19 protein-coding genes are annotated in these 22,834 nt (G+C 74.0%); 8 read left to right on the forward strand and 11 right to left on the reverse strand.

Features of this window, described 5'->3' with window-relative positions:
• Positions 1-115 precede the first annotated feature (115 nt).
• From AB0F68_RS28995 to AB0F68_RS29005, 3 genes are all read left to right on the forward strand, one after another.
• Positions 116-1,189 carry a mechanosensitive ion channel family protein gene (locus AB0F68_RS28995; protein ID WP_357343931.1) on the forward strand — a complete coding sequence of 358 codons (1,074 nt, stop codon included), beginning with the start codon at positions 116-118 and terminating at the stop codon, positions 1,187-1,189.
• A gap of 248 nt (positions 1,190-1,437) precedes the next feature.
• Complete coding sequence (locus AB0F68_RS29000) at positions 1,438-2,823, forward strand: MFS transporter (RefSeq protein WP_357343933.1); 1,386 nt, start codon at positions 1,438-1,440, stop codon at positions 2,821-2,823.
• 49 nt (positions 2,824-2,872) lie between these two features.
• Positions 2,873-3,292 (forward strand): globin, encoded by a 420-nt coding sequence (locus AB0F68_RS29005; RefSeq protein ID WP_357343935.1) that lies wholly within the window; start codon positions 2,873-2,875, stop codon positions 3,290-3,292.
• 37 nt (positions 3,293-3,329) lie between these two features.
• On the opposite strand, the gene AB0F68_RS29010 is transcribed toward AB0F68_RS29005, so the two are convergent.
• The 4 genes from AB0F68_RS29010 to ettA form a co-directional block, all read right to left on the reverse strand.
• Positions 3,330-3,914 (reverse strand): YbjN domain-containing protein, encoded by a 585-nt coding sequence (locus tag AB0F68_RS29010; RefSeq protein WP_313718602.1) that lies wholly within the window; start codon positions 3,912-3,914, stop codon positions 3,330-3,332.
• Positions 3,915-4,045: 131 nt separating this feature from the next.
• Positions 4,046-4,714: a hypothetical protein gene (locus tag AB0F68_RS29015; protein ID WP_357343937.1), complete on the reverse strand. Its 669-nt coding sequence runs from the start codon at positions 4,712-4,714 to the stop codon at positions 4,046-4,048.
• Positions 4,711-5,154, reverse strand: a complete 444-nt coding sequence (locus tag AB0F68_RS29020) for a thioesterase family protein (protein ID WP_357343939.1) — start codon at positions 5,152-5,154, stop codon at positions 4,711-4,713. Before AB0F68_RS29020 ends, AB0F68_RS29015 begins: the two co-directional genes overlap by 4 nt.
• Positions 5,147-6,823 (reverse strand): energy-dependent translational throttle protein EttA, encoded by a 1,677-nt coding sequence (ettA, locus tag AB0F68_RS29025; protein WP_357343941.1) that lies wholly within the window; start codon positions 6,821-6,823, stop codon positions 5,147-5,149. The genes AB0F68_RS29020 and ettA overlap by 8 nt, the downstream gene beginning before the upstream one ends.
• A 318-nt stretch (positions 6,824-7,141) precedes the next feature.
• On the opposite strand from ettA, the gene AB0F68_RS29030 reads away from it, so the two are divergent.
• Positions 7,142-8,542 (forward strand): trehalose-6-phosphate synthase, encoded by a 1,401-nt coding sequence (locus AB0F68_RS29030; protein ID WP_357343943.1) that lies wholly within the window; start codon positions 7,142-7,144, stop codon positions 8,540-8,542.
• A 94-nt stretch (positions 8,543-8,636) separates the two neighbouring features.
• Positions 8,637-11,198, forward strand: a complete 2,562-nt coding sequence (otsB, locus tag AB0F68_RS29035) for a trehalose-phosphatase (RefSeq protein ID WP_357343973.1) — start codon at positions 8,637-8,639, stop codon at positions 11,196-11,198.
• A gap of 60 nt (positions 11,199-11,258) precedes the next feature.
• Here otsB and cobA read toward each other — a convergent pair whose 3' ends face one another.
• The 3 genes from cobA to cobC are packed head-to-tail and all read right to left on the reverse strand — an operon-like array spanning position 11,259 to position 14,697.
• Entirely contained in the window at positions 11,259-12,548 is a 1,290-nt protein-coding gene (gene cobA, locus AB0F68_RS29040; RefSeq protein WP_357343945.1) for a uroporphyrinogen-III C-methyltransferase, read from the reverse strand.
• Entirely contained in the window at positions 12,545-13,615 is a 1,071-nt protein-coding gene (gene cobT, locus AB0F68_RS29045) for a nicotinate-nucleotide--dimethylbenzimidazole phosphoribosyltransferase (protein ID WP_357343975.1), read from the reverse strand. The genes cobA and cobT overlap by 4 nt, the downstream gene beginning before the upstream one ends.
• Positions 13,615-14,697: an Rv2231c family pyridoxal phosphate-dependent protein CobC gene (gene cobC, locus AB0F68_RS29050; RefSeq protein WP_357343947.1), complete on the reverse strand. Its 1,083-nt coding sequence runs from the start codon at positions 14,695-14,697 to the stop codon at positions 13,615-13,617. The genes cobT and cobC overlap by 1 nt, the downstream gene beginning before the upstream one ends.
• A gap of 133 nt (positions 14,698-14,830) precedes the next feature.
• Between cobC and AB0F68_RS29055 the strand changes: the two genes are divergently transcribed.
• Entirely contained in the window at positions 14,831-16,966 is a 2,136-nt protein-coding gene (locus AB0F68_RS29055) for a transglycosylase domain-containing protein (RefSeq protein ID WP_357343949.1), read from the forward strand.
• A gap of 108 nt (positions 16,967-17,074) precedes the next feature.
• Here AB0F68_RS29055 and AB0F68_RS29060 read toward each other — a convergent pair whose 3' ends face one another.
• On the reverse strand, positions 17,075-17,644 hold the full coding sequence (locus AB0F68_RS29060; RefSeq protein WP_357343952.1) for a GNAT family protein: 570 nt from the start codon (positions 17,642-17,644) through the stop codon (positions 17,075-17,077).
• Positions 17,641-19,008 (reverse strand): cobyrinate a,c-diamide synthase, encoded by a 1,368-nt coding sequence (locus tag AB0F68_RS29065; RefSeq protein ID WP_357343954.1) that lies wholly within the window; start codon positions 19,006-19,008, stop codon positions 17,641-17,643. The genes AB0F68_RS29060 and AB0F68_RS29065 overlap by 4 nt, the downstream gene beginning before the upstream one ends.
• A gap of 136 nt (positions 19,009-19,144) precedes the next feature.
• Here AB0F68_RS29065 and AB0F68_RS29070 point away from each other — a divergent pair, with 136 nt between their 5' ends.
• A complete protein-coding gene (locus tag AB0F68_RS29070; RefSeq protein ID WP_357343956.1) occupies positions 19,145-19,960 on the forward strand; it encodes an SURF1 family protein in 816 nt (271 codons plus the stop codon).
• 96 nt (positions 19,961-20,056) lie between these two features.
• Positions 20,057-20,812: a hypothetical protein gene (locus AB0F68_RS29075; RefSeq protein WP_357343958.1), complete on the forward strand. Its 756-nt coding sequence runs from the start codon at positions 20,057-20,059 to the stop codon at positions 20,810-20,812.
• 43 nt (positions 20,813-20,855) lie between these two features.
• Here the strand turns inward: AB0F68_RS29075 and AB0F68_RS29080 are convergent, their stop codons facing one another.
• Together AB0F68_RS29080 and AB0F68_RS29085 are read right to left on the reverse strand one after the other, a co-directional pair.
• Positions 20,856-22,439, reverse strand: a complete 1,584-nt coding sequence (locus AB0F68_RS29080) for an ATP-dependent DNA ligase (protein WP_357343960.1) — start codon at positions 22,437-22,439, stop codon at positions 20,856-20,858.
• Between the two features lie 112 nt (positions 22,440-22,551).
• Positions 22,552-22,758, reverse strand: a complete 207-nt coding sequence (locus AB0F68_RS29085; RefSeq protein WP_091269681.1) for a hypothetical protein — start codon at positions 22,756-22,758, stop codon at positions 22,552-22,554.
• Positions 22,759-22,834 lie beyond the last annotated feature (76 nt).

The following is a 22,834-nucleotide window of genomic DNA, read 5'->3' on the forward strand; positions in this document are numbered from 1 at the left end:
TACCCCCGTGAAGCCTGGTCCGCCCGTGCCAGGATGACCGGTTCCGCCCCGCATGATCGGTCGGGCCGCCCCGCCGGCGGGAGCCGGGCGGGTCGCCAGCGGGCGCCCAGCGGCGTTGCGGTACGAAAGCAGGGTGAGTCCCGCCAACCTGCTGCTCCACGCCCTGTCCGCCGCCGAGCCGAGCCCGTCGCCGTCCGTCGACTGCCGCACCGACCCCTGGTGCAAGAACGTCTACGAGATCACCAACTCGGCCTGGTTCGCCGAGGGCAGCTACTGGATCATCCTGAAGCCGCTGCGCGTCGTGCTGATCCTGCTGCTCGCCGTGGCCGCCCGCTGGGCGCTGCACCGGACCATCAACCGGCTGGTCCGGACCACCACCGAGGGCGCGGTGCCCACCATGCTCCGCCCGCTGCGGGAGCGGATCCCCAGCGCCACCCTCGACCCGGAGCAGTTCGTGCCGGAGCGGCGGCGGCAGCGCGCCGAGGCAATCGGCTCGGTGCTGCGCAGCATGGTCACCGCGTTCATCTTCGGCATCGCGCTGCTCATGGTGCTCAAGGAGTTCAGCTTCGACCTGGCCCCGCTGCTGGCCAGCGCCGGCATCGCCGGGGTGGCCCTCGGCTTCGGCGCGCAGAGCCTGGTCAAGGACCTGATCGCCGGCCTGTTCATGCTGATCGAGGACCAGTACGGCGTCGGCGACACCGTCGACCTGGGCGAGGCGACCGGCGTGGTGGAGGCGGTGGGCCTCCGGGTCACCACGGTCCGGGACGGCCGGGGCGTGCTCTGGTACATCCGCAACGGCGAGATCGTCCGGGTCGGCAACAAGAGCCAGGGCTGGGCCCTGGTCGTGGTGGACCTGCCGATCGGCTTCGCCGGCACCGAGGAGGCCACCGCGGTGCTCCGTACGGCGGCCGCCTCGGTCGCGCTGGACCCGGAGCTGGCGAAGGAGATTGTCGAGGAGCCGGAGGTGCTCGGCGTCGAGCAGATGACGGTCGACGGCGCGGTGATCCGTACCGTCGTCAAGACCACCGCCGACGGGCAGTTCGCGGTGGGCCGCGAGCTGCGCCGGCGGCTCGCCGAGGCGCTGGAGAACTCGGGCATCACCGCGCGGATCGCGGCGGCCCGGCTCTATCCCGGGCTGCCTACCCGCGCCCCGGCCGTGGGCGAGACGGGCACCGGCGGGCCCACCTGACCTGGGCGGCCGGTCGGACCGGCGGGCCGGACGATTTTCCGGGGTCGCGCACCGCGCGACCCCTCGGGTATCGTCCGTTCGTTCAGTCGGAGATGCGACGATCAATCCGTTCACCCTAGCCAGTTGTCAGACGATCGGGCAGAATCCGGTGAACACGCTCCCCAGGGGAGCGTGCTCGTGTCCTCGCTGATCCGTAGATCTGACGACGGTTCCAGGTCAGGCCATCACGAGTGGCCGACCCGGGAACGATGGAGGCGACGGTGTCCGACGAGCGACCCGCCCAGGAGGGCCCGGCCACCTTCCGCGACGTGTTCGGCCTCGCGGAGTTCCGAGTCCTCTTCACGGCAAGCGCTCTGTCCTGGATCGGTGACTACGTCGCGAAGGCCGCGGTCACCGTCCTGGTCTACCGGCAGACCGACTCGGTGGCGCTCTCCGCCGCCGCCTTCGCGGCCAGCTACCTGCCCTGGCTGTTGGGCGGCCCGCTGCTCTCCGCGCTCGCCGAGCGGTACCGGTACCGGCAGGTCATGATGGCCTGCGACCTGGTCCGGATGGCGCTGATGGTGCTGGTCGCCCTGCCCGGGATGCCACCCTGGGCGATCCTCGCCCTGATCTTCGCGGCCACGCTGGCCAATCCCCCGAGCCAGGCCGCCCGGTCCGCGCTGATGCCCCAGATCCTCGCCGGCGACCGGCTGGTGGTCGGCCTGTCGGTCTCGGCGAGCAGCGGGCAGGCCGCCCAGGTCCTCGGCTACCTGCTCGGCGCGGCGGTGGCCGCGGTCAGCCCGGCCGCCGCGCTGCTGATCAACGCGGCCACCTTCGGCCTTTCCGCGGCGCTGGTCCGCTTCGGCCTGCGCAACCGGCCGCCCGCCATGACCGAGGCGCACCGCAGCCACCTGCTGCGGGAGACCGCCGAGGGGTTCCGGCTCGTCTTCGGCCGGCCGGTGCTGCGCGCCATCGCCGTGCTGGTGTTCAGCGCGATGGTCTTCTCGATCGTCCCCGAGGGGCTCGCCGCGGCCTGGGCCGCCGAGCGGACCGGGAACGGCATGGACACCGGCACCGCCCAGGCGGTCATCATGGCCGCCAACCCGGTCGGATACGTCCTCGGCGGGCTGCTCGTCGGGCGGCTCGTCGCCCCGGCCCGCCGGCTGACGCTGATGCGCCCGCTGGCGGTGATCGCCCCGGCGGTGCTCGTCCCCGCGCTGCTCGACCCGCCGCCGATCGTGGTGGCGCTCCTCGCCGCCGCGTGCGGCTTCGCGGTGGCCGGGCTCATCCCGGTCGCCAACGGCCTCTTCGTCCAGGCGCTGCCGGACGGCTACCGGGCCCGGGCGTTCGGCGTGATGGCCAGCGGGACACAGATCATCCAGGGCGCCGCCGTGCTGGCCACCGGGGCGCTCGCCGAGCGGTTCAGCATCCCCTCGGTGGTCGGTGTGTGGAGCGCCGCCGGCGTGCTGCTGATGCTCCTCGCGGTGCTCACCTGGCCGCGCCCGACGACCATCGAGGCCGCCGTCGAGGCCGCCCGGGCGGATTCGGCGGCGACGGCCGCCCCGGCGGGGCGGGGCGCCCACATCCCCGGCCGGGGCGCGCCGGTGGGCGACCGGTCCGGCGAGCGCGGCCGGCGCCGGCACGCGGTGACCTGACTCCCGCCAGAAGGTGGGCACGAGCCGCCCCCGAATGGCACCTGGCAGGATGGGTGCCGTGACTTCCCCAGGCGAGTCGATGACCCTCTTCGAGGCAATCGGCGGCGAACCCACCTTCCGCAAACTGGTGGACGAGTTCTACGCCGGTGTCGCCACCGACCCGCTGCTGCGGCCGATGTACCCGGAGGAGGACCTCGGCCCCGCGGCGGACCGGCTGACCCTCTTCCTCGTCCAGTACTGGGGTGGCCCGCACACCTACTCGGAGCAGCGCGGCCACCCGCGGCTGCGGATGCGGCACGCCCCGTTCCGGATCGGCGCGGTCGAGCGGGACGCCTGGCTGCGCCACATGCGCCGGGCGGTCGACCGGCTGGACCTGCCGCCGCAGCTCGCCGCCGCGCTCTGGGACTACCTGGAGCGGGCCGCGTACTTCATGGTGAACGTGATGGAGGACCCGGCGGCCGAGGGCTGACCGGCGGCCGGCAGGGCCGCCGGACACGCCCGGACCGTCAGAGCAGGGCGCCCTCGTCGTGCAGCCAGTCGACGAAGGTGGTGGCCACCGCGGCGCCGCAGTCGAGCATCTCGACCAGCAGCGCGTCGTGGGTGCCGGCACCGAGCGGGACCTGGAGTTCGGCGTAGATGGGCAACTGGCCGCGCTCGGTCGGGTCGCCGATGTACGCCTTGCAGAACCGCCGGGTGTGGTTCCACTCGTTGACCACCCGGTAGGCGCGGTCGGCCCAGTCCGGCGGGACCGTCGCGTGCGGGCGGGCCCGCATCACCAGGATCTCGTCCTCGGGGCCCTCCAGGGTGACCAGCACGGCGTGCCGCTCCCACATGGCCAGCAGGTTGCCGTCGCCGTCGGCCAGGTAGCGCACGTCGAGCAGGTCGAGCGCGTCGCAGACCCGGCGGAGGGTGACCGGGGCGACGGTTGCCGGCATGTCGGCGATCACGGGCCGCTCGGCGGCTGCCGCGTCGTCCGCCGGCTGTCGGGGGGTCGGTGGCCCGACCCGGACGGTGTCATCCACTGTGATCCCGCTTCGAGTTTCCGGGTCGCCGCCACCGGCGGGACCTGGGCGCCATGACCACCACGGCATCGCTCGCGCACCTCACTCCCCAGCGGATCCAATCGCCTACGGTGCGTTGGATCCGAGGATGGACGGTACCCGGACAGCCGGGTTGAGGCATCCCCCCAACGGCTGCCCCAAACCGGAAGAACGACTCGGGGTCATCCGTTCGGATGAACTCGGGTGGGCGTCAGGGCGAGGTCAGCGACCTTACGCGACCAGGCTGCTCCGTACGGTCCGACGAGGCCCACCCAACGGCCGGCCACGCGTACCTGAACGTCGCCGGTGCCGACGAAGCCCATCCGGACCAGCCCCTGCACCAACCGCTGCGGGACCTCCACCGGGGCGTCCGGCGCGTCGTCCGGGGTCACCACCACCGCGACGTGGTCCAGCAACGCGTCCCGCAGCGCCCGCTGGCCCACGGCCCGGCCCGCCACCCCGTGGGCGGCCGCCTCGCGCAGCGTCCCGGCCGCCGCGGTGGCGATCCGCCGGACCTCCCCGGCGGGCAGCGCCTCCACCGCCCGGCTCGCCGGCGGCGGCAGCGGCCAGCGCCACCCGTCGTCCCGGCGCCGGGGCAGCGCCTCACCGCCGGCCGACAGCTCCCTGAGCAACTCCCCCGCCGCGACCGTGACGTCGCCCGGCGCCGTGCCGGGGACGGTCCGGACCACGAGCACGTCCCACGGCAGCCGGGCCCAGAGGGCGGTACGCCCGGCCCCCGGCACCGGCCGGAGCCGGACCAGGACGGCCGGGTCCAGCCGGACCAGCCGGGCCAGGAAGGCACCCGCGTCGGCCACCCCGTCCAGCCCGTGCCCGGTGGTCGGCGTGGTCACGCCGGCAGCCCGGGCGCGTACCGGAGCAGGAAGGCCCGCTCGTCGGCGGAGATCCGGCGCGGCCGCTGCGCGGCCAGGTCGAACGGGACCAGCACCGAACGCGCCCGGCTGGCCAGCACGTCCCGGTCGTAGAGCTCGTAGGCGACCGTGAACGAGCCCGCCTTGATCTCCTCGACCCAGAGCTCGATCCGGACCGTCGGGGCCGCCTCCGCGCTGGCCCGGCCCAGCGCGTAGTCGACGGGGCGCAGGTAGTCGACCTCGTGCCGGCGGATGACCACCCCGTCGGCGAACGAGCCCACTCCCCACGCCCGGCCGCCGGCGAACATCATCGCCACCCGCGCCTCCTCGTAGAGGGTGAGGAAGCGGGCGTTGTTGACGTGGCCGTACGCGTCCAGGTCGGACCAGCGCAGTGCGCAGTCGTAGACGAACTTGTCAGTCACGGGTGAGCTTGCGGTACGTCACCCGGTGCGGCCGGGCGGCCTCCGCGCCGAGTCGATCGATCTTGTTCTTCTCGTACGCCTCGAAGTTGCCCTCGAACCAGAACCACCGGGCCGGGTTCTGGTCGTCGCCCTCCCAGGCCAGGATGTGCGTGGCGACCCGGTCCAGGAACATCCGGTCGTGGGAGATGACCACGGCGCAACCGGGGAACTCCAGCAGCGCGTTCTCCAGGCTGCCGAGCGTCTCGACGTCGAGGTCGTTGGTCGGCTCGTCGAGCAGGATCACGTTGCCGCCGATCTTGAGGGTCAGCGCCAGGTTGAGCCGATTCCGCTCGCCACCGGAGAGCACCTTGGTCGGCTTCTGCTGGTCCGGACCCTTGAAGCCGAACGCGGCGATGTACGCCCGGGACGGCATCTCGACCTTGCCCACGAGGAGGTGGTCCAGCCCGTCGGAGACCGTCTCCCAGACCGTCTTGTCCCCCGCCAGGCCGGCCCGGCTCTGGTCGACGTACGACAGGGAGACCGTCTCGCCGACCCGGACCGAGCCGTCGGACGGCTCCTCCAGGCCCACGATGGTCTTGAACAGGGTGGTCTTGCCGACGCCGTTCGGGCCGATCACGCCGACGATGCCGTTGCGCGGCAGGGAGAAGCTCAGGTCGTCGATCAGCACCCGGTCGCCGAACGCCTTCACGAGGTGGTTGACCTCGATCACCGTGTTGCCCAGGCGCGGGCCCGGCGGGATCTGGATCTCCTCGAAGTCCAGCTTGCGGGTCTGCTCCGCCGCGGTGGCCATCTCCTCGTAGCGGTCGAGACGGGCCTTGGACTTGGTCTGCCGGGCCTTCGCGTTGGAGCGGACCCACTCCAGCTCGTCGTCGAGGCGCTTCTTCATCTTGGCGTCGCGGCGACCCTCGACCGCCATCCGCGCGGCCTTCTTCTCCAGGTAGGTGGAGTAGTTGCCCTCGTAGCCGATGGCCCGGCCGCGGTCCAGCTCCAGGATCCAGCCGGCCACGTTGTCGAGGAAGTAGCGGTCGTGGGTGATCGCGATCACCGTGCCGGCGTACTTGGCCAGGTGCTGCTCCAGCCACTGCACGCTCTCCGCGTCCAGGTGGTTGGTGGGCTCGTCGAGCAGCAGCAGGTCCGGCGCCTCCAGGAGCAGCTTGCACAGCGCCACCCGGCGGCGCTCACCACCGGAGAGCTGGGTCACGTCGGCGTCCGGCGCGGGGCAGCGCAGCGCGTCCATGGCCAGCTCGAGCTTGGAGTCGATGTCCCACGCGTCGGCGTGGTCAAGCTCCTCCTGGAGCTTGCCCATCTCCTCCATCAGCTCGTCGGAGTAGTCGGTCGCCATCTGCTCGGCGATCTTGTTGAACCGCTCCAGCTTGTTCTTGGTCTCGGCGACCGCCTCCTCGATGTTGCCGAGGACGGTCTTGCTGTCGTTGAGCGGCGGCTCCTGGGCCAGCATGCCGACGGTGTAGCCGGGCATGAGCCGGGCCTCGCCGTTGCTCGGCTGGTCCCAACCTGCCATGATCTTGAGGAGGCTGGACTTACCGGCGCCGTTCGGACCGACCACACCGATCTTGGCCCCCGGCAGGAAGTTCAGCGTCACGTTGTCGAGCACGACCTTGTCGCCGTGCGCCTTGCGCGCCTTTTCCAGGACGTAGATGAACTGGGCCACGGTGCGGGCTACCTCCGTCGGTTGCGATCGCGAGCTTGCGGGCGCGGGCGCGGGCTGCGAGGTCCCCCGGCCGCCGCCGGCCGGGGCCGGCCGCGCGCACGCCATCGTCAATCCTGACAGGTACGCCCCGCTCCGCCCACATCACCCCGCCCCGGGGCGCACGTGGCGCGCTGCGGCGGCCCGACTGTCGACAAGATCACGAAGGGGGTTCGACCACCGTGGGACGGGTAGGGAACTCCGGCACGGGGCAACAGAGGCCGCAGCTACGCTCAGTACGCTCATCGCGGTGGACCCGTCAGCACCCGGAGGTGGCCGATCGTGACCGTCCGTAGCTCCTTTGTCGTTGTGGCGAACCGACTGCCGGTCGACGAGGTGAGCACACCCGAAGGGCGGCAGTGGCGACGCAGCCCGGGCGGGCTGGTGACCGCTCTGCACCCGGTGCTCGCCGAGCAGCAGGGCACCTGGGTGGGCTGGGCCGGCGGCACGGGCGCCGCTCCCGAGCCCTTCGACCTGGAGGGGATCCGGCTGCACCCGGTGCCGCTGAGCGCCGAGGAGCTGGAGCGCTACTACGAGGGGCAGTCGAACGCGACGATCTGGCCGCTCTACCACGACGCGGTCGAGACCCCGGCCTACAAGCGGCGCTGGCGCGAGGCGTACCGCCTGGTCAACGCCCGCTTCGCGGAGGCCGCGGCGGACGTCGCCGCCGAGGGCGCCACGGTCTGGGTGCAGGACTACCAGCTCCAGCTCGTCCCGGCGATGCTCCGCGAGCTGCGGCCGGACCTGCGGATCGGGTTCTTCTTGCACATCCCGTTCCCGCCGATCGAGCTGTTCATGCAGATGCCGTTCCGCACCGAGATCCTGCGCGGCCTGCTCGGCGCCGACCTGGTCGGCTTCCAGCAGCGGCTCGCGGCGCAGAACTTCGTCCGGCTGGCCCGGCACCTGCTCGGCCTCCGCTACGAGGGGCAGATGATCCAGGTCGACGGCCGCCAGGTGAAGGCCGGCGCGTTCCCCATCTCGATCGACACCCGGGAGATGGAGCGACTGGCCGAGGACCCGGCGATCCAGGCGCGGGCCAAGCAGATCCGCGAGGAGCTGGGCAACCCGAAGACAATCATCCTGGGCGTCGACCGGCTCGACTACACCAAGGGCATCGAGCTCCGGCTGAAGGCCTTCCGCGAACTCCTCGCTGACGGAAAGCTGACAGTCCCCGACGCCGTCATGGTGCAGGTCGCCACGCCGAGCCGCGAGCGCGTGGAGCACTACCAGGCACTTCGGGTGAAGGTGGAACGCGAGGTTGGCCGGATTAATGGCGAATTCGGACGGGTCGGCGTGCCGGCGGTGCATTATCTGCATCAGTCGTACAGTCGCTCCGAACTGGCCGCGATGTACGTCGCGGCAGACGTGATGATGGTGACCCCGCTGCGAGACGGAATGAATCTGGTGGCCAAGGAGTACGTCGCATCGCGCGCCGACCAGGGCGGCGCGCTCGTGCTCAGTGAGTTCGCCGGCGCCGCCACCGAGCTGCGTCAGGCCTTCCTGTGCAACCCGCACGACCCGGACGCGGTCAAGGACGCGCTGCTGCGCGCCGTGCACGTCGAGAAACCCGAGGCCCGGCGCCGGATGCGGATAATGCAACGCCACCTGCGCAGCCACGACGTGGGCCACTGGGCCAAGTCCTTCCTGACCGAACTGGGCGTGCCCGATACGGAGGTTGCGTGAGCGCGAGGAGTGAGCCGATTCTGCGAGCCCCGCAGTCGCAAGCAAAGGTGATGCCGTGAACTCCCCTGCCCCCACCACTGCTCACGGCGGAGTGATGGATCCCGAGCTGCGCGCCGCGATCGGCCGGATCGCCCGGGTCCCCCAACTCCTGGTCGCCTGCGACTACGACGGCACTCTCGCTCCGATCGTCGAGGACCCGAGCAAGGCCGTGCCGCTGCCCGAGTCGGTGGCCGCGGTCCGCGCCCTCGCGTCCCTGCCGCAGACCAGCGTCGCGGTGGTCTCCGGCCGGGCGCTGCGGGACCTGGCCACGCTCTCCCGGCTGCCCAGCGAGGTGCACCTGGTCGGCAGCCACGGCTCGGAGTTCGACATCGGCTTCGTCGAGCGGCTCACCCCGGAGCTGATCGCGGTCCGCACCCGGCTCCGCGACGAGCTGCGCGAGATCGCCGCGGCCCACCCGGGCGTACGCCTGGAGCGCAAGCCGGCCAGCGTCGCCGTGCACACCCGCGGGGTGGACCCGCAGGTCGCCGCCGCGGCCATCGAGGCGGTCCGCAGCGGCCCCGCCACCTGGGAGGACGTCACCGTCACCCAGGGCAAGGAGGTCATCGAGCTGTCGGTGGTGGCGACCCACAAGGGCACCGCGGTCGACCAGCTCCGCACCCAGCTCGCGGCCAGCGCGGTGCTGTTCATCGGCGACGACGTCACCGACGAGAACGCCTTCGGCAACCTGCACGGCCCGGACGTCGGCATCAAGATCGGCCCGGGCGACACCCAGGCCGAGTACCGGGTGGCCGAGCCGATCGAGGCGGCCCGGGCCCTGGGCCTGCTGCTGGAGACGCGGCGGCACTGGCTCTTCGGCGAGCGGGCCGTCCCGATCGAGCGGCACTCGATGCTGGCCAACGGCCGCACGGTCGCGCTGGTCACCCCCGAAGCCAAGATCACCTGGCTGTGCCACCCGAAGCCCGACTCGGCGGCGATCTTCGCCGACCTGGTCGGCGGCAGCCCGGCCGGGCACTTCACCGTCGGCCCGCAGCGGGGAGGCATCCCGCTCGGCCAGCGCTACCGCAGCAACACCATGACGGTGGAGACCCGCTGGTCCGGCCTGACCGTGACCGACTGGCTCGACCTGCCGGCGAAGGAGACCACGCCGGACGGCCCGGCGATCGTCACCGGCGACTCGACGCTGGTCCGGGTGCTCAGCGGCACCGGGCGGGCCCGGATCGACTTCGCGCCGCGTCCCGAGTTCGGTCAGGTCGCCGTGCAGCTCCAGCCGCTGGACGACGGGCTGCTGGTGCTCGGCTCCAACGAGCCGGCCGCGCTCTACTCCCCCGGGGTCGAGTGGGAGGTGACCAACGACGCCGGGTTCGAGAGCGCCCGGGCGGTGGTGGACCTCTCGGCCGCCGGCGGTCAGATCGTGCTGGAGCTGCGCTTCGGCACGCACAGCCTGGAACACCACCGGGTGCCGATCCACGAGCGGCAGGCCGCCGCCGAGCAGCCCTGGAAGGACTGGGTGGCCTCGCTGCGGCTGCCCGCCACCGCCCGGGACCTGGTCGCCCGCAGCGCGCTCACCCTGCGCGGGCTCTGCCACGAGCCGACCGGCTCGATCCTCGCCGCGGCGACCACCTCGCTCCCCGAGGAGCTGGGCGGCGTCCGGAACTGGGACTACCGCTACTGCTGGCTGCGCGACGCGGCGATGACCGCCCGCGCGCTGGTCGACCTCGGCTCCACCGAGGAGGCGGAGGGCCTGCTGCGCTGGGTCGACGGCGTCGTCGACCGCACCGGTGGGCACCCGGAGCGGCTGCACCCGCTCTACACGGTCGACGGCTACGAGCTGGGCGCCGAGGCGGTCATCGACACCCTGCCCGGCTACGCCGGCTCCCGGCCGGTCCGGGTCGGCAACCTCGCCAACCACCAGCTCCAGCTCGACGTCTTCGGTCCGGTCGCCGACCTGATCGCCGCCGTGGCAGACGCCCGGGGCTCGGTCCGGGACGACGAGTGGCGGGTGCTGGAGAACATGGTCGAGGCGGTCCGCCGCCGCTGGCACGAGCCCGACCACGGCATCTGGGAGGCCCGCCTCCCGCCCCGGCACCACGTCTTCTCCAAGGTCATGCTCTGGATGACCGTCGACCGGGCGCTGCACGTGGTGCGGCAGCACGGCGGCGAGGACCGGCCGGAGTGGGTCGAGCTGCGCGACCGGATCGCCGACAACGTGCTGGAGCACGGCTGGCACCCGGAGGCGGAGGCGTACAGCGTCGCCTACGGGCACGAGGAGATGGACGCCTCGTCGCTCTGGATCGGCATCTCCGGGCTGCTCCCCGGGGACGACCCGCGCTTCCTCTCCACCGTGCTGAAGATCGAGGCGGAGCTGCGCAGCGGCCCGGTCGTCTACCGGTACCACTGGGACGACGGCCTGCCCGGCCGGGAGGGCGGCTTCCACATCTGCACGGCGTGGCTGATCGAGGCGTACCTGCGCACGGGCCGGCGGTCCGACGCGGAGGAGCTGTTCGCCCAGATGATCGACACGGCCGGGCCGACCGGGCTGCTCCCCGAGCAGTACGACCCGCTCGCCGAGCGCGGGCTGGGCAACCACCCGCAGGCCTACAGCCACCTCGGGCTGATCCGCTCCGCCCTGATGCTGGACAACATGCTCAAGCAGTGACCTGAGCGGCCACGGCGGCGGCCCGGGACCATGTGGTCCCGGGCCGTCTGCCACTTCGGGTCAGGTGTCGAGGGTGCCGACCACGTCGCCGATGACGACGATTGCGGGTGGGCGGAGGCCGGCGGCCGCCACGTCGGCGGCCACCGTGCCGAGCGTCGAGCGGAGGGTCCGCTGCCCGCTGGTGGTGCCCTCCTGGATCACCGCGGCCGGGGTCCCGGCGGGCCTGCCGTGCGCGACGAGGGTGGCGCTGATCGCCGCCAGGTTCTTCAGGCCCATCAGGATCACCAGGGTGCCGCGCAGGCCGGCGAGGGACTCCCAGCGGACCAGGGAGGCCGGTGAGTCGGGCGCCACGTGCCCGGAGACCACGGTGAACTCGTGCGCCACGGCCCGGTGGGTGACCGGCACCCCGGCCGCCGCGGGCACCGAGATCGCGCTGGTCACCCCCGGCACCACGGTCACCGGGACGCCCGCCTCGGCGCAGGCCAGCAACTCCTCGCCGCCGCGGCCGAAGACGTACGGGTCGCCGCCCTTGAGGCGGACCACGACCTTGCCGGCCCGGGCCCGGTCGACCAGGATCCGGTTGATCTCCTCCTGGGTCCGCGACGGCCCGTACGGGATCTTGGAGGCGTCCACCAGCTCGACGTCCGGGCGCAGTTCGTCGAGGAGCAGCCCGGGGACGAGCCGGTCGGCGACCACCACGTCCGCCTCGGTGAGCAGCCGCCAGCCCTTCAGGGTGATCAGCTCGGGATCGCCCGGCCCCGCGCCCACCAGCGCCACCCGGCCCACCGACGGCGCCCCCGCCGCCCCGGGCTCAACGGACGCCGACTCCAGCGCGGCACCCTGCTCGGCAGTGGCCGGCTCGCCGGCACCGAACTCGGCGGTGGTCGGCCGGCCGGTGCGGGCGGCCAGCAGTTCCCGCACCGCGTCCCGGACGCTCATGGCGCGGCGGGGGTCGCCCCCGCCGAGCACGGCCACGGTGACCGGGCCGTGCCGGGTCACCGCCGGCGTCCACGCGGTGGCGGCGGCCCGGTCGTCGGCGCGGACGCAGAAGATCCGCCGCTCGGCGGCGGCGGCGCTGACCGCGGCGGCGGCGAGCCGGTCGTCCACGGCCACCTGGACGAGCCAGGCGCCGTCCAGGTCGTCGGGGGCGAACCGGCGCGGCTCCCAGCGCAGCCGGCCGGCGTCGACGTGCGCCCGCAGCGCCGGGGTCAGCTCCGGCGCCACCAGCAGGACGTCCGCGCCGGCGTCGAGCAGCGCGGGCACCCGCCGGGTGGCCACCGCTCCCCCGCCGACCACGACCACCCGCCGGCCGGCCAGCCGCAACCCGAGGGGGTACGGATTTCCGGTCACTTCTCGGCCACACCCGCCGAGTCGAAGGTGGCGACCTCGTGCAGCACCCGGACCGCGCCGGTGACGACGGGGAGCGCGAGCAGCGCGCCGGTGCCCTCGCCGAGCCGCAGCCCGAGGTCGATCAGCGGGTCCAGGCCCAGGTGCCGCAGCGCCGCCGTGGCGCCCGGCTCGGCCGAGCGGTGCCCGGCGACCATGGCCCCGACCGCGTCCGGCGCGAACGCGGCGGCCGCCAGCGCGGCGCTGACCGCGATGACGCCGTCCAGCAGCACCGGCACCCGGCGCGCGGCGGCGCCGAGGATCAGCCCGGCCAGCGCGGCGTGCTCCAGCCCGCCGACCGCGGCCAGCACCCCGAGCGGGTCGGCCGGGTCGGGCGCGTGCCGGTCGAGCGCGGCCCGCACCACGGCGACCTTGCGGGCGTACGTCTCGTCGTCCACCCCGGTGCCCCGACCGGTCGCCGCCGCCGGGTCGACCCCGGTGAACGCGGCGATCAGCGCGGCGGCCGGAGTGGTGTTGCCGATGCCCATGTCCCCGGTGAGCACGATGCCGGCCCCGGCGTCGACCAGTTCCCCGGCGACCCGGATGCCGGTCTCCACCGCCGCCCGGGCCTCGTCGCGGGTGAGCGCCGCGGTCACCGTCATGTCCCGGGTGCCGGGCCGCACGTTCGCCGCCACCAGCCGAGGGGCGGACGGGTCGGCGGACGGCTCGACCGGGAGCGGGGTGGCCACGCCGACGTCCACCACGGTGACCGAGGCGCCGGCCTGCCGGGCGAACGCGTTGACCACCGCGCCGCCGGCCAGGAAGTTGGCGATCATCTGGGCGGTGACCTCCTGCGGCCACGGGGTGACGCCCTGGGCGTGCACGCCGTGGTCACCCGCGAAGATCGCCACCGCCGCCGGTTCGGGCAGCGGCGGCGGGCAGGTCCCGGCCAGGCCGGCGAGGCGTACGGAGAGCGGCTCCAGGGCGCCGAGGGAGCCGGCGGGCTTGGTCAGCCGGCCCTGGAGTTCGCGGGCCGCCGCCATGGCGGTCTCGTCGAGCGGCCGGATCGCCGCGACGGTGGGCTCCAACATCATGCCTCCAGGATCTCCGCCAGCACGTCGGTGAAGGCGTCGGTCGTCGCCGGATCGCGCACCGCGATCCGGAGCCAGTCCGGGCCCAGCCCGGGAAAGGTGTCGCCGCGGCGGACCGCCCAGCCGCGCTCGCGCAGCCGCTCCCGTACCGCGGCGGCGCCGGCCAGGTGGACCAGGACGAAGGCGCTGGCGGGGCGGCCGACGACGCGTACACCGGGCAGGCCGGACAGGCGGGCCACCAGGTGGTCGCGGTCGGCGGCGAGCCCGGCGGCGATGGCGCGCTCGGCCGCGACGGCGGCCGGGGACGCGCAGGCGGTGGCGGCGGCGAGCGCCGGGGTGGACACCGCCCAGAGCGGCTGGGCGGCGGCGAACCGGGCGAGCAGCCCCGGGTCGCCGAGCAGGTAGCCGATCCGCAGCCCGGCCAGCCCCCAGGTCTTGGTGAGGCTGCGGACCACCACGAGGCCGGGCAGGTCGCGGCGGGCGGCGAGGGACTCGGGCTCGCCCTCGACGCCGGGGGCCGCGGTGGTGTCGGCGAACGCCTCGTCGACCACCAGCACCCGGCCGGGGCGGGCCAGCGCGGCGAGCGCCTCGGCGGGGTGCAGCACGGAGGTGGGGTTGGTGGGGTTGCCGAGCAGCACCAGGTCGGCGTCGGCGGGCACCCGGGCCGGGTCGAGGCGGAACTCGTCGGCGGGGTCGAGCAGCACCCGTTCGACGGAGTGGCCGGCGGCCCGCAGGGCGGCCTCCGGCTCGGTGAACTGCGGGTGCACCACCACCGGTCGCCGGGCGTCGCGCAGCGCCCGGGCGATCAGCACGAAGCCCTCGGCGGCGCCGGCGGTGAGGAGTACCTCCTCCGGGGGACGCCCGTGCCGGGCGGCGACGGCGGCCCGGGCCGGGCCGGGGTCGGGGTACGCGGCCAGCGCGCCCAGGGCGGCGACCAACGGGTCGGCCAGCCACTCCGGCATCGGGGCGCGGCGGACGTTGACCGCCAGGTCGACCAGGCCGGGCGTGGCCTCGGCGTCCCCGTGGTGGCCGAGGTCGGGCTCGCCCGCCGGAGCGTCGGTCCCGATCAGCTGAGCACGCATGTCCGCGATCCTGCCGGGAAGCCGCCGCGCGGGACAGCGGATCCCGGCGTGGGCCGCGTCACCACTGCTGGACCCCCTCGCCCGTTTATGAATTCTTCTCATTTCCGAATCGGAAATGTCATAGCTTGACCATGTGAGCAACCGACCCCTTGCCTCCGCTGGTCGTGCCGTGCCCCTTCTCCGCGCCGGGCTCATCGCCGGCATCGTGGTCGCCGCCGCGGCCTATCCGCTGGCCGCCGTCACCGGCCTCGGCGCCAAGGCCACCGCACACGCAGTGGAGCAGAAGACGAGCATCCTGAAGACCGCGCTGCCCGCCGAGACCTCCTACCTGTACGCGCCGGACGGCAAGACCGTGCTGACGATGTTCTACGAGGAGTACCGGCAGTACACCAAGATCGAAGAGATGTCGCCGAACATCCAGCAGGCGATCGTCGCCGCCGAGGACAACCGCTTCTACCAGCACCACGGCGTCGACCCGAAGGGCGTGGCCCGCGCCTTCGTGTCCAACGCCCGGTCCGGCGGCGTCTCCCAGGGCGCCTCGACGATCACCATGCAGTACGTCCGGATGGCCCTGCGGGACAGCGCGAAGACGCCGAAGGAGGTCCAGGAGGCCACCCAGCAGACCAGCCTGCGCAAGGTCAAGGAGATGCGCATGGCGCTGGACATCGAGAAGCACGTCAGCAAGGAGCAGATCCTCGAGCGCTACCTCAACTCGGCCTACTTCGGCCACCGGGCGTACGGGATCTACGCGGCCTCGCAGATCTTCTTCTCCAAGACCCCGGCCACCCTCAGCCCGGTCGAGGCGGCCACCCTGGCCGGCCTGGTCAAGTCCCCCTCGGAGTACGACCCGATCACCTCCGACCAGAAGGACGCCACCGCCCGGCGCAACTACGTGCTCGACAACATGACCCGTCTGGGCTACCTCTCGCCGGACGCCGCGGCGGCGGCCAAGGCGGAGCCGATCAAGCTACGGCTCACCAACCCGCCGAACGACTGCGCCGCGCTCCTCGAGAAGTACCGGGCGACATGGGGCTTCTACTGCGACTACCTGAAGAACTGGTGGAGCTCGCAGCCCGCGTTCGGGGAGAACCGGCTGGAGCGGATGGACAAACTGCGCCGGGGCGGCTACCGGATCGTGCTCGCCCTCGACCCGAAGATCCAGGAGGCGGCGGAGAAGAACGTGGGTGCCAAGGACGGCACGGGCAGCGCGTTCGCCAATGGCATCGTGGTCGCCGAGCCGGGCACCGGGCGGATCAAGGCCATGGCGGTGAACCGGACCTACTCGCTCGACCTGAGCGAGAACCCGAACAGCTCCAACCCGGAGGCCGGACCGACGGTCAAGGCGAACTATCCGAACACGGTCGCGCCGCTGCTCGGCGGGGGCACGCTTCCGGGCTACCAGGCCGGATCGACGTTCAAGATGTTCACGATGCTCGCCGCGCTCAACTCCGGGACGAAGCTCTCCGACACCATCAACTCGCCCTTCAAGTATCAGTCGTCCGTCTACGACGGGTGGGCCCCGGTCAACGCCAGCGGCGCGATGACCGGCGTGCAGACCATGTGGTCCGGCTTCGGCAAGTCGGTGAACACCTTCTTCGTGCAGCTGGAGGAGAGGGTCGGCGCGGAGAAGGGGGTGCGGCTGGCCGAGCAGCTCGGGCTGCGCTGGCGTACCGACGTGGACCGCGAGCACGCCGCGCCGGACAAGGCGAACAAGTGGGGTGCGTTCACCCTGGGCGTCTCCGACGCCACCCCACTGGAGGTGGCGAACGCGTACGCCGCGGTCGCGGCCGACGGCCGGTACTGCGAGGCCATCCCGGTCAACTCGATCATGAACCGGGACGGCACGCCGGCGATGTACAAGACCGCCGGCGGCGTGGAGCGGGAGGTCGCCAAGCCGCGCTGCCGGCAGGTGGTCAACGCCGACGCGGCCCGGGCGGCCACCGACGCGGCCCGCTGCCCGACCGGCGACACCCCGGCCAAGGGCGGCTGCGGCGGTTGGTCGACCGCCGACAGCGTCCGGGGCACGGTCGGCCGCCCGGTCGCCGGCAAGACGGGTACCACGGACAGCACCCGGTCCGCTTGGTTCGCCGGCTACACCCCGGAACTGGCCGCGGCGAGCTTCATCGCCGACCCGGACAACCCGTTCAACGCGGTGGGTGACGGGTTGTCCCAGGTGCCCGTCAACGCGGTGGCGATGACCCTGCGCGACGCGCTCAAGGGCAAGCCCACCCGCCAGTTCACCCCACCGTCCGACCAGATCGTCGGCTGACCCCGACCCCGAACCGCCCGGGGGTGCGCCCGGGTTAGTTGGTCAAGAGGCTTGCGTCAGGAATCAGCGATTCCGCACGCAAACCTCTTGATCAACTTTCGTTGGGGGTCAGCGGAGGTCGGCGGAGACGAAGGACCAGAGTTCCAGGTCCACTCGGGCACCGCGGACGAAGCCGGCGTTGCGGAGGAGGCCCTCGTAGCCGAAGCCGGCCTTCTCCGCCACCCGGCGGGAGGCGACGTTGCCGGGGGCGACGCGCAGCTCGACGCGCTGGAAGCCGTGCTCCAGGATCAGCGCGATGGCGACCGCGTCGACCGCCTCGGCGGCCAGGCCGAAGCCGCGGGCGTGCGGGGCGATCGCGTAGGACACCTCGGTCAGCCGGGCGCCCCAGTCGGTGCGGCGGGTCCAGAGGCAGCCGACCACCCGCCGGTCCTCGCGGCGGACCACGGCCCAGTGGTCGCCGTCGCCGCTGTCGCGGCGCTGCCGAGCCAGCTCGGTGCACCAGGCCCGCCCGTCGATCTGCCCCGCCGCGTCGACCAGCGGCAGCCAGCGCTGGGTCTGCCGATCCGCGAACACCTCGTCGACCGCCTCGGCGTCCGCCGCGACCAGCCGGCGTACCTCGGTGCGCGGGGTGGAGACGGTCAGCGCCGGGAAGCGGCGCACCGCCACCTGCCCGATCACGCCGGGGCCTCCGCGGGAGCCAGGGCCGCCGCGACCAGCCGGGCCGCGATCTCCGGGTACGCGGCCCAGTGCGGCACGAGCTGCGAGGCGTGCACGCCCCGCCAGACGAAGCCCTCCGGGGCGCCGCCCTCCCAGTGCCAGGCCGCCCGCTCGCCGGCCCGCGGGGTGAGCACCGCGGCGTGCTGCTTGTGCCCCACCACCGTGCCGCCGGCCCGGGCCACCACGCTGTCGCCGGCCGCGGTCGCCTCCCGGTAGCCGACCACGAGGCCGTCCCGGCTGGCCCCGACCGCGTCGAGCACCCCGCACATCGGCAGGCCGTCCAGCTCGCGGGCCAGCCAGAGCAGGCCGGCCCCCTCGGCGATCACCGGGCGGCCGGTGCGGGCCAGCTCGGCCACCGCGATGCAGAGCCGGCGGTTGGTGGAGAGCTGCTCCGCGTACGCCTCCGGGAGCCCGCCGCCGACGACCAGCGCGCGGGTCCCGGCGGGAAGCGCCTCGTCGCGCAGCGGGTCGACGGTGACCACCTCGGCGCCGGCGGCGCGCAGCAGCTCGGCGGTCTCCGGGTGGCTGTAGCTGCCGCCCGGGCCGCCGGCCAGCGCGACCACCGGCGACTCCCCGGCGGGCGCGCCCGCCGCCGGCTCCGGCGACCACGGCGTGCCGGTCAGCTCCGGGGCGGACCGGGCCAGCCCCAGCAGCCGATCGAGGTCGACCGTGGCGGCGACCGCCTCGCCGAGCCGGCGGACCGCCCGCTGCGCCTCGGCGTCGCGTTGGACCACCGGCACCATCCCGTGCCGGCGGGCGGGCAGCACCGGCGGCAGCTCGTGCCGGCGCAGCGCGCCGTAGACCGGCACCCCCACGTCGTCGAGCGCCTCGCGCAGCATCGCCTCGTGGCGGGGCGAGGCCACCCGGTTGAGGATCACGCCGCCCAGCCAGAGCTGCTCGTCGTACGCCCGGAAGCCGTGCACCAGGGCGGCCACCGACTGGCCCATCGCGGCCACGTCCACCACCAGCACCACCGGGCTGCGCAGCGCGGTCGCGACGGCCGCGGTGGACTCGGTCTCGGGCCGGCCCGCGATCGAGTCGTAGAGCCCCATGGTGCCTTGGACCAGCGCGAACCCGGCCCCGGCCGCGCCGTGCGCGAAGAGCGGGGCGACCCGCTCCGGGCCGACCAGCCGCGGGTCCAGGTTGCGCCCGGGCCGCCCGGCGGCTAGCCCCAGGTACGCCGCGTCCACCTGGTCCGGCCCGATCTTGAAACCGGCCACGTCCAGCCCCTGGTCGGCGAGGGCCGCCAGCAGGCCGAGCGAGAGGGCACCGGTGCCGTGCCCCGAGGAGGGCGCGCTCAGCACGACGCGCGGCACGACGGTCATCATCGACTCCTGGTCCGGGGGGTGGTTTCCGCCCGCGTGACCATACCCGCCCGTACCGACGTGTGGCGGCCGGCGACCGCGCGTTCGGGCCCGGCGCGGGCCAGTGGCACCGCTCATACGGGTAGCCTTGGCCAACGTGTACCGGTTCCTGCTGACCCCGCGCTGGCTCGGCTATCTCGCGCTGACCCTGGTCGCCGCCGCGGTGATGGTGTTCCTCGGCAACTGGCAGCTCGACCGCTACCGGGGCCGGACGGCGATCAACGAGCGGATCGACGCCGACGCCACCATGACGCCCGCGCCGCTGCGCGACGCCCTGCCCGCCCCGACCGGTGGTCCCGGCACCACCGGGCCCGCCCCGGCCGACCGGCTCACCTGGACCAGGGTCACCGCCACCGGCCGGTACGACAGCGCGAACATCGTCCTGGTCCGCGGCCGGACCGCCGACAACACGGTCGGCTTCGAGGTGCTCACCCCGCTGGTCCTCGCCGACGGCAGCGCGGTGCTGGTCGACCGGGGCTGGATCCCGCCCGTCCCCGGCGGCAACGCCACCGCCCAGCCGCCGGTGCCGGCCGCGCCGACCGGCGAGGTCACGGTCTCCGGCCGCCTGGTGTCCAGCGAGAGCGGCGGCGGCGCGGTCGACCGGCGCGACGGCAAGCTGGAGACGCGGCGGATCAGCATCCCGCGCCTGGCGAAGCAGCTGCCCTACCCGGTGTCCGGCGGCTACGTGCTGCTCGACCAGCAGACGCCGGCCGCCGACCCGGCCTTCCAGGCGGTGCCCATCGGGCACACCAACAACTGGCAGAACTTCGGCTACGTCGTGCAGTGGTGGCTCTTCGCCGCGATGAGCCTGGTCGGCTACGGCTGGGTCGCCCGCCGGGAGGCGCGGCGGCTGGCCGGGCTGGACGGGCCGGGCAAGCCGGTGGACCGGGCCGCCGAGCCGGCCTCCGCCTGACCCCGCCGGGGCGCCCGAACCGGACATTCGGCGGGCACACCGGGCCGTGGGGACGCGGTAGGGTCCGCGCATGATCGTCAACCGCGGGGGGTCGCGGTGACCCCTGATCCCACGACGCCACTGCCCGCCGAGCCGCCGACCCCGGCGGAGTACGACCCGTGGGCCGCCATGCCGCCGGCCGTCGCGCCGCCCACCGAGCGGTTCCCGGTGCTGGCCGCGCCACCGGCGGGTCCCCCGGCCACGGCCGCGCCCACCGCGCAGTTCTCCGCGCCGCCCGCGATCCCGGCGCCGGCGGTGACCCCGCCGATGCCCGCCCCGCCGGCCACCGCCCAGTTTCCGGCTCCGCCCGCGCAGTTCTCCGCGCCGCCGGCCCAGTTCTCCGCGCCGCCCGCGCAGTTTCCCGCTCTGCCCGCGACCGCGCAATTCTCCGCGCCCCCGGCGCAGTTCTCCGCGCCCCCGGCGCAGTTCTCCGCGCCCCCGGGGCCGCTGCTGCCGGCGCAGTCCGTGGTGGCCGTCCAGATCGGCGAGATCATGGTGACCCCGCCGGTGATCCGTACCCCGGCCGGTGTCCTGCCGCTCGCCGGCTCCTCCTGGCACGTGATGGACCACTGGCAGAAGGAGGAGAAGGTGGCCACCTGGGCGATCGTCGCCGCGGTCCTCGGCTTCTTCTGCCTGACCGTATTCAGCCTCCTCTTCCTGCTGATCAAGGAGACCCGGCACCACGGCACCGTGCAGGTGACCGTGACCAACGGCGGCCACCAGTACGTGGCCCGGATCCCGGTGGCCGACCAGTTCCAGGTGCAGCAGATCAACAACCAGGTCAACTACGCCCGATCGCTCTCGATCGGCTGAGTCGCGCGCCGGAGGCGGTGCCGCGCCGCCTCCGGCTGGCCAATCAGCCGGTGACCCGACCGGCGTGGATGGCCCGGACCGCGTCGATGGTGTCCGCCTCGGCGGCGGTCTTGTCGTCCCGGTAGCGCACCACCCGGGCGAAGCGCAGCGCCATCCCGCCCGGGTAGCGGCTGCTGGCCTGCACCCCGTCGAAGGCGATCTCGACCACCTGTTCGGGCCGGACCCGGACCACCCAGTCGCCCTTCTCCACGGCCAGCGCGAGGAAGCGCTCGGTCTGCCAGCGCAGCAGCTCGTCGGTGAGCCCCTTGAACGTCTTGCCGAGCATGACGAACTCACCGGTGCGCGGATCGCGGGCGCCCAGGTGCAGGTTGGAGAGCCAGCCCTGCCGCCGGCCGCTGCCCCACTCGACCGCCAGCACCACGAGGTCGAGGGTGTGCCGGGGCTTGACCTTGACCCAGGCCGCGCCGCGCCGGCCGGCGTCGTAGGGCGCGGCCGGATCCTTGACCACCACCCCCTCCTGGCCGGCGTCGACCGCCGCCGCGAAGGCCGCGCCGGCCTGCTCGGGGCCGTCCACCTCCACCCGGCCGACCAGCAGCGTCGGGTCGACCGCACCGGCCAGCGCGGCCCACCGCTCCCGGCCGGGCAGGTCGATCAGATCCGTGCCGTCGAGGTGCAGCAGGTCGAAGAAGTACGGCGTCAGCACCGTCTCGCCGGTGCGCTCGGCCGCGGCGAGCACGGCGGGCGCCACCGGCGTACGCCCGGTGGTGCTGGGGGTGGTGCGCCGGGCGGCCCGGCTGGAGGTCTCCTGGAAGGGCAGCGGACGCCCCTCGGCGTCCAGCCCGATCGCCTCGCCGTCGAGCACCAGCTCGCGGGCGGGCAGCGCGCGGACGGCGGCCACCACCTCGGGCAGCCGGCCGGTGATCTCGTCGAGGCTGCGGGTGAAGACCGCGATGTCCTGGCCGGACCGGTGCACCTGGATGCGGATGCCGTCGAGCTTGACGTCCACCACCGCCGGGGTGCCGGTGGCGGTGAGCGCCTCGTCGACCGAGGGCGCGCTCTGCGCCAGCATCGGGGCGAGCGGGCGGCCCACCTGGAGCCCGAACCCGGCCAGCGCGGCGGCCCCGCCGGTGAGCGCCGCGACCGCCACCGCCCGCAGGTCGCCGGCGAGCAGCAGGGCCCGCCGGACGGCCGCGACGGGCACGTCGGCGGCCCGGGCCACCGCCTCGGTGAGCAGGCCGGCCTGGGCGCCCTGCCGCAGCTCGCCGCGGAACAGGCCGACCAGCAGCCGCTGCTCGTCGGCGGTGGCCGTGGCGAAGAGCCGGCCGACCAGCTCCCGCCGCCGGGCCTGCGAACCGGCGCCGCCGACCGCCGCGATCTCCTCGATCGCGGCGTCGACGCCGCCCACGGTCAGGCTCGGCTCGGCGGCCGGCGGCGGCAGGTCACGCAGGCTCGCCCAGCCCACCCCGGTCTGCCGTTGCCGCAGCTCGCCGGCGAGGTAGCCGGCGCCCGCCGGAATCTCGTCGGGGTCGAGCGAGCGCAGCGCGGCGGCCAGCAGCTCCACCTTGGCCCGCCGGCCGCTGGTGGCGCCCACCGCCGCCGACGTGGCCGCCAGCTCAAGGAACCGCACGCCCTCATCCTGCCAGCCACCCCCGACACCGGAGCGTTTCCGGAGCGATCTTGGAGAGTTGGCGTCCCCCAGGAACGTCAACTCTCCAAGATCCCGTAAGCGGCGGGCCGGCTCAGGCCGAGACCGGCTCCTCGATCCGCAGGCCGCGGGCACGCACCTCGTCGGCGACCCGGGTGAGCAGCGTGTCGAGCGTGACCAGCACGGCGGAAAGCTCGCCGAGCTGTTCCTTGAGCGCGTCCTCGGGCCACGCGGAGACGTCGACGTCCCCCAGAGCACTGACGGCGGCCTGGAGCCGCGACATCTCGTCGTTCGTACGCATGTTCGAGAGGCTATAACACCCCGCCGCCCGACACACCGCAAACTCCGACATCGGCCCCGAAGTTACGGTTTCGACA

The sequence above is a fragment of the Micromonospora sp. NPDC023966 genome (assembly GCF_040639095.1).
Classification (GTDB): Bacteria; Actinomycetota; Actinomycetes; order Mycobacteriales; family Micromonosporaceae; genus Micromonospora.

What these genes read in the sequence shown, in the direction of transcription:
- AB0F68_RS29010 (WP_313718602.1), bottom strand. Translation starts at nt 3,914, where the DNA reads ATGCCGTGGTGGTCATGGCGCCCAGGTCCCGCCGGTGGCGGCGACCCG.
- otsB (WP_357343973.1), top strand. Translation starts at nt 8,637, where the DNA reads ATGGATCCCGAGCTGCGCGCCGCGATCGGCCGGATCGCCCGGGTCCCC.
- AB0F68_RS29065 (WP_357343954.1), bottom strand. Translation starts at nt 19,008, where the DNA reads ATGACCGTCGTGCCGCGCGTCGTGCTGAGCGCGCCCTCCTCGGGGCAC.
- AB0F68_RS29000 (WP_357343933.1), top strand. Translation starts at nt 1,438, where the DNA reads ATGGAGGCGACGGTGTCCGACGAGCGACCCGCCCAGGAGGGCCCGGCC.
- cobT (WP_357343975.1), bottom strand. Translation starts at nt 13,615, where the DNA reads ATGTTGGAGCCCACCGTCGCGGCGATCCGGCCGCTCGACGAGACCGCC.
- AB0F68_RS29085 (WP_091269681.1), bottom strand. Translation starts at nt 22,758, where the DNA reads ATGCGTACGAACGACGAGATGTCGCGGCTCCAGGCCGCCGTCAGTGCT.
- cobC (WP_357343947.1), bottom strand. Translation starts at nt 14,697, where the DNA reads ATGCGTGCTCAGCTGATCGGGACCGACGCTCCGGCGGGCGAGCCCGAC.
- AB0F68_RS29005 (WP_357343935.1), top strand. Translation starts at nt 2,873, where the DNA reads ATGGGTGCCGTGACTTCCCCAGGCGAGTCGATGACCCTCTTCGAGGCA.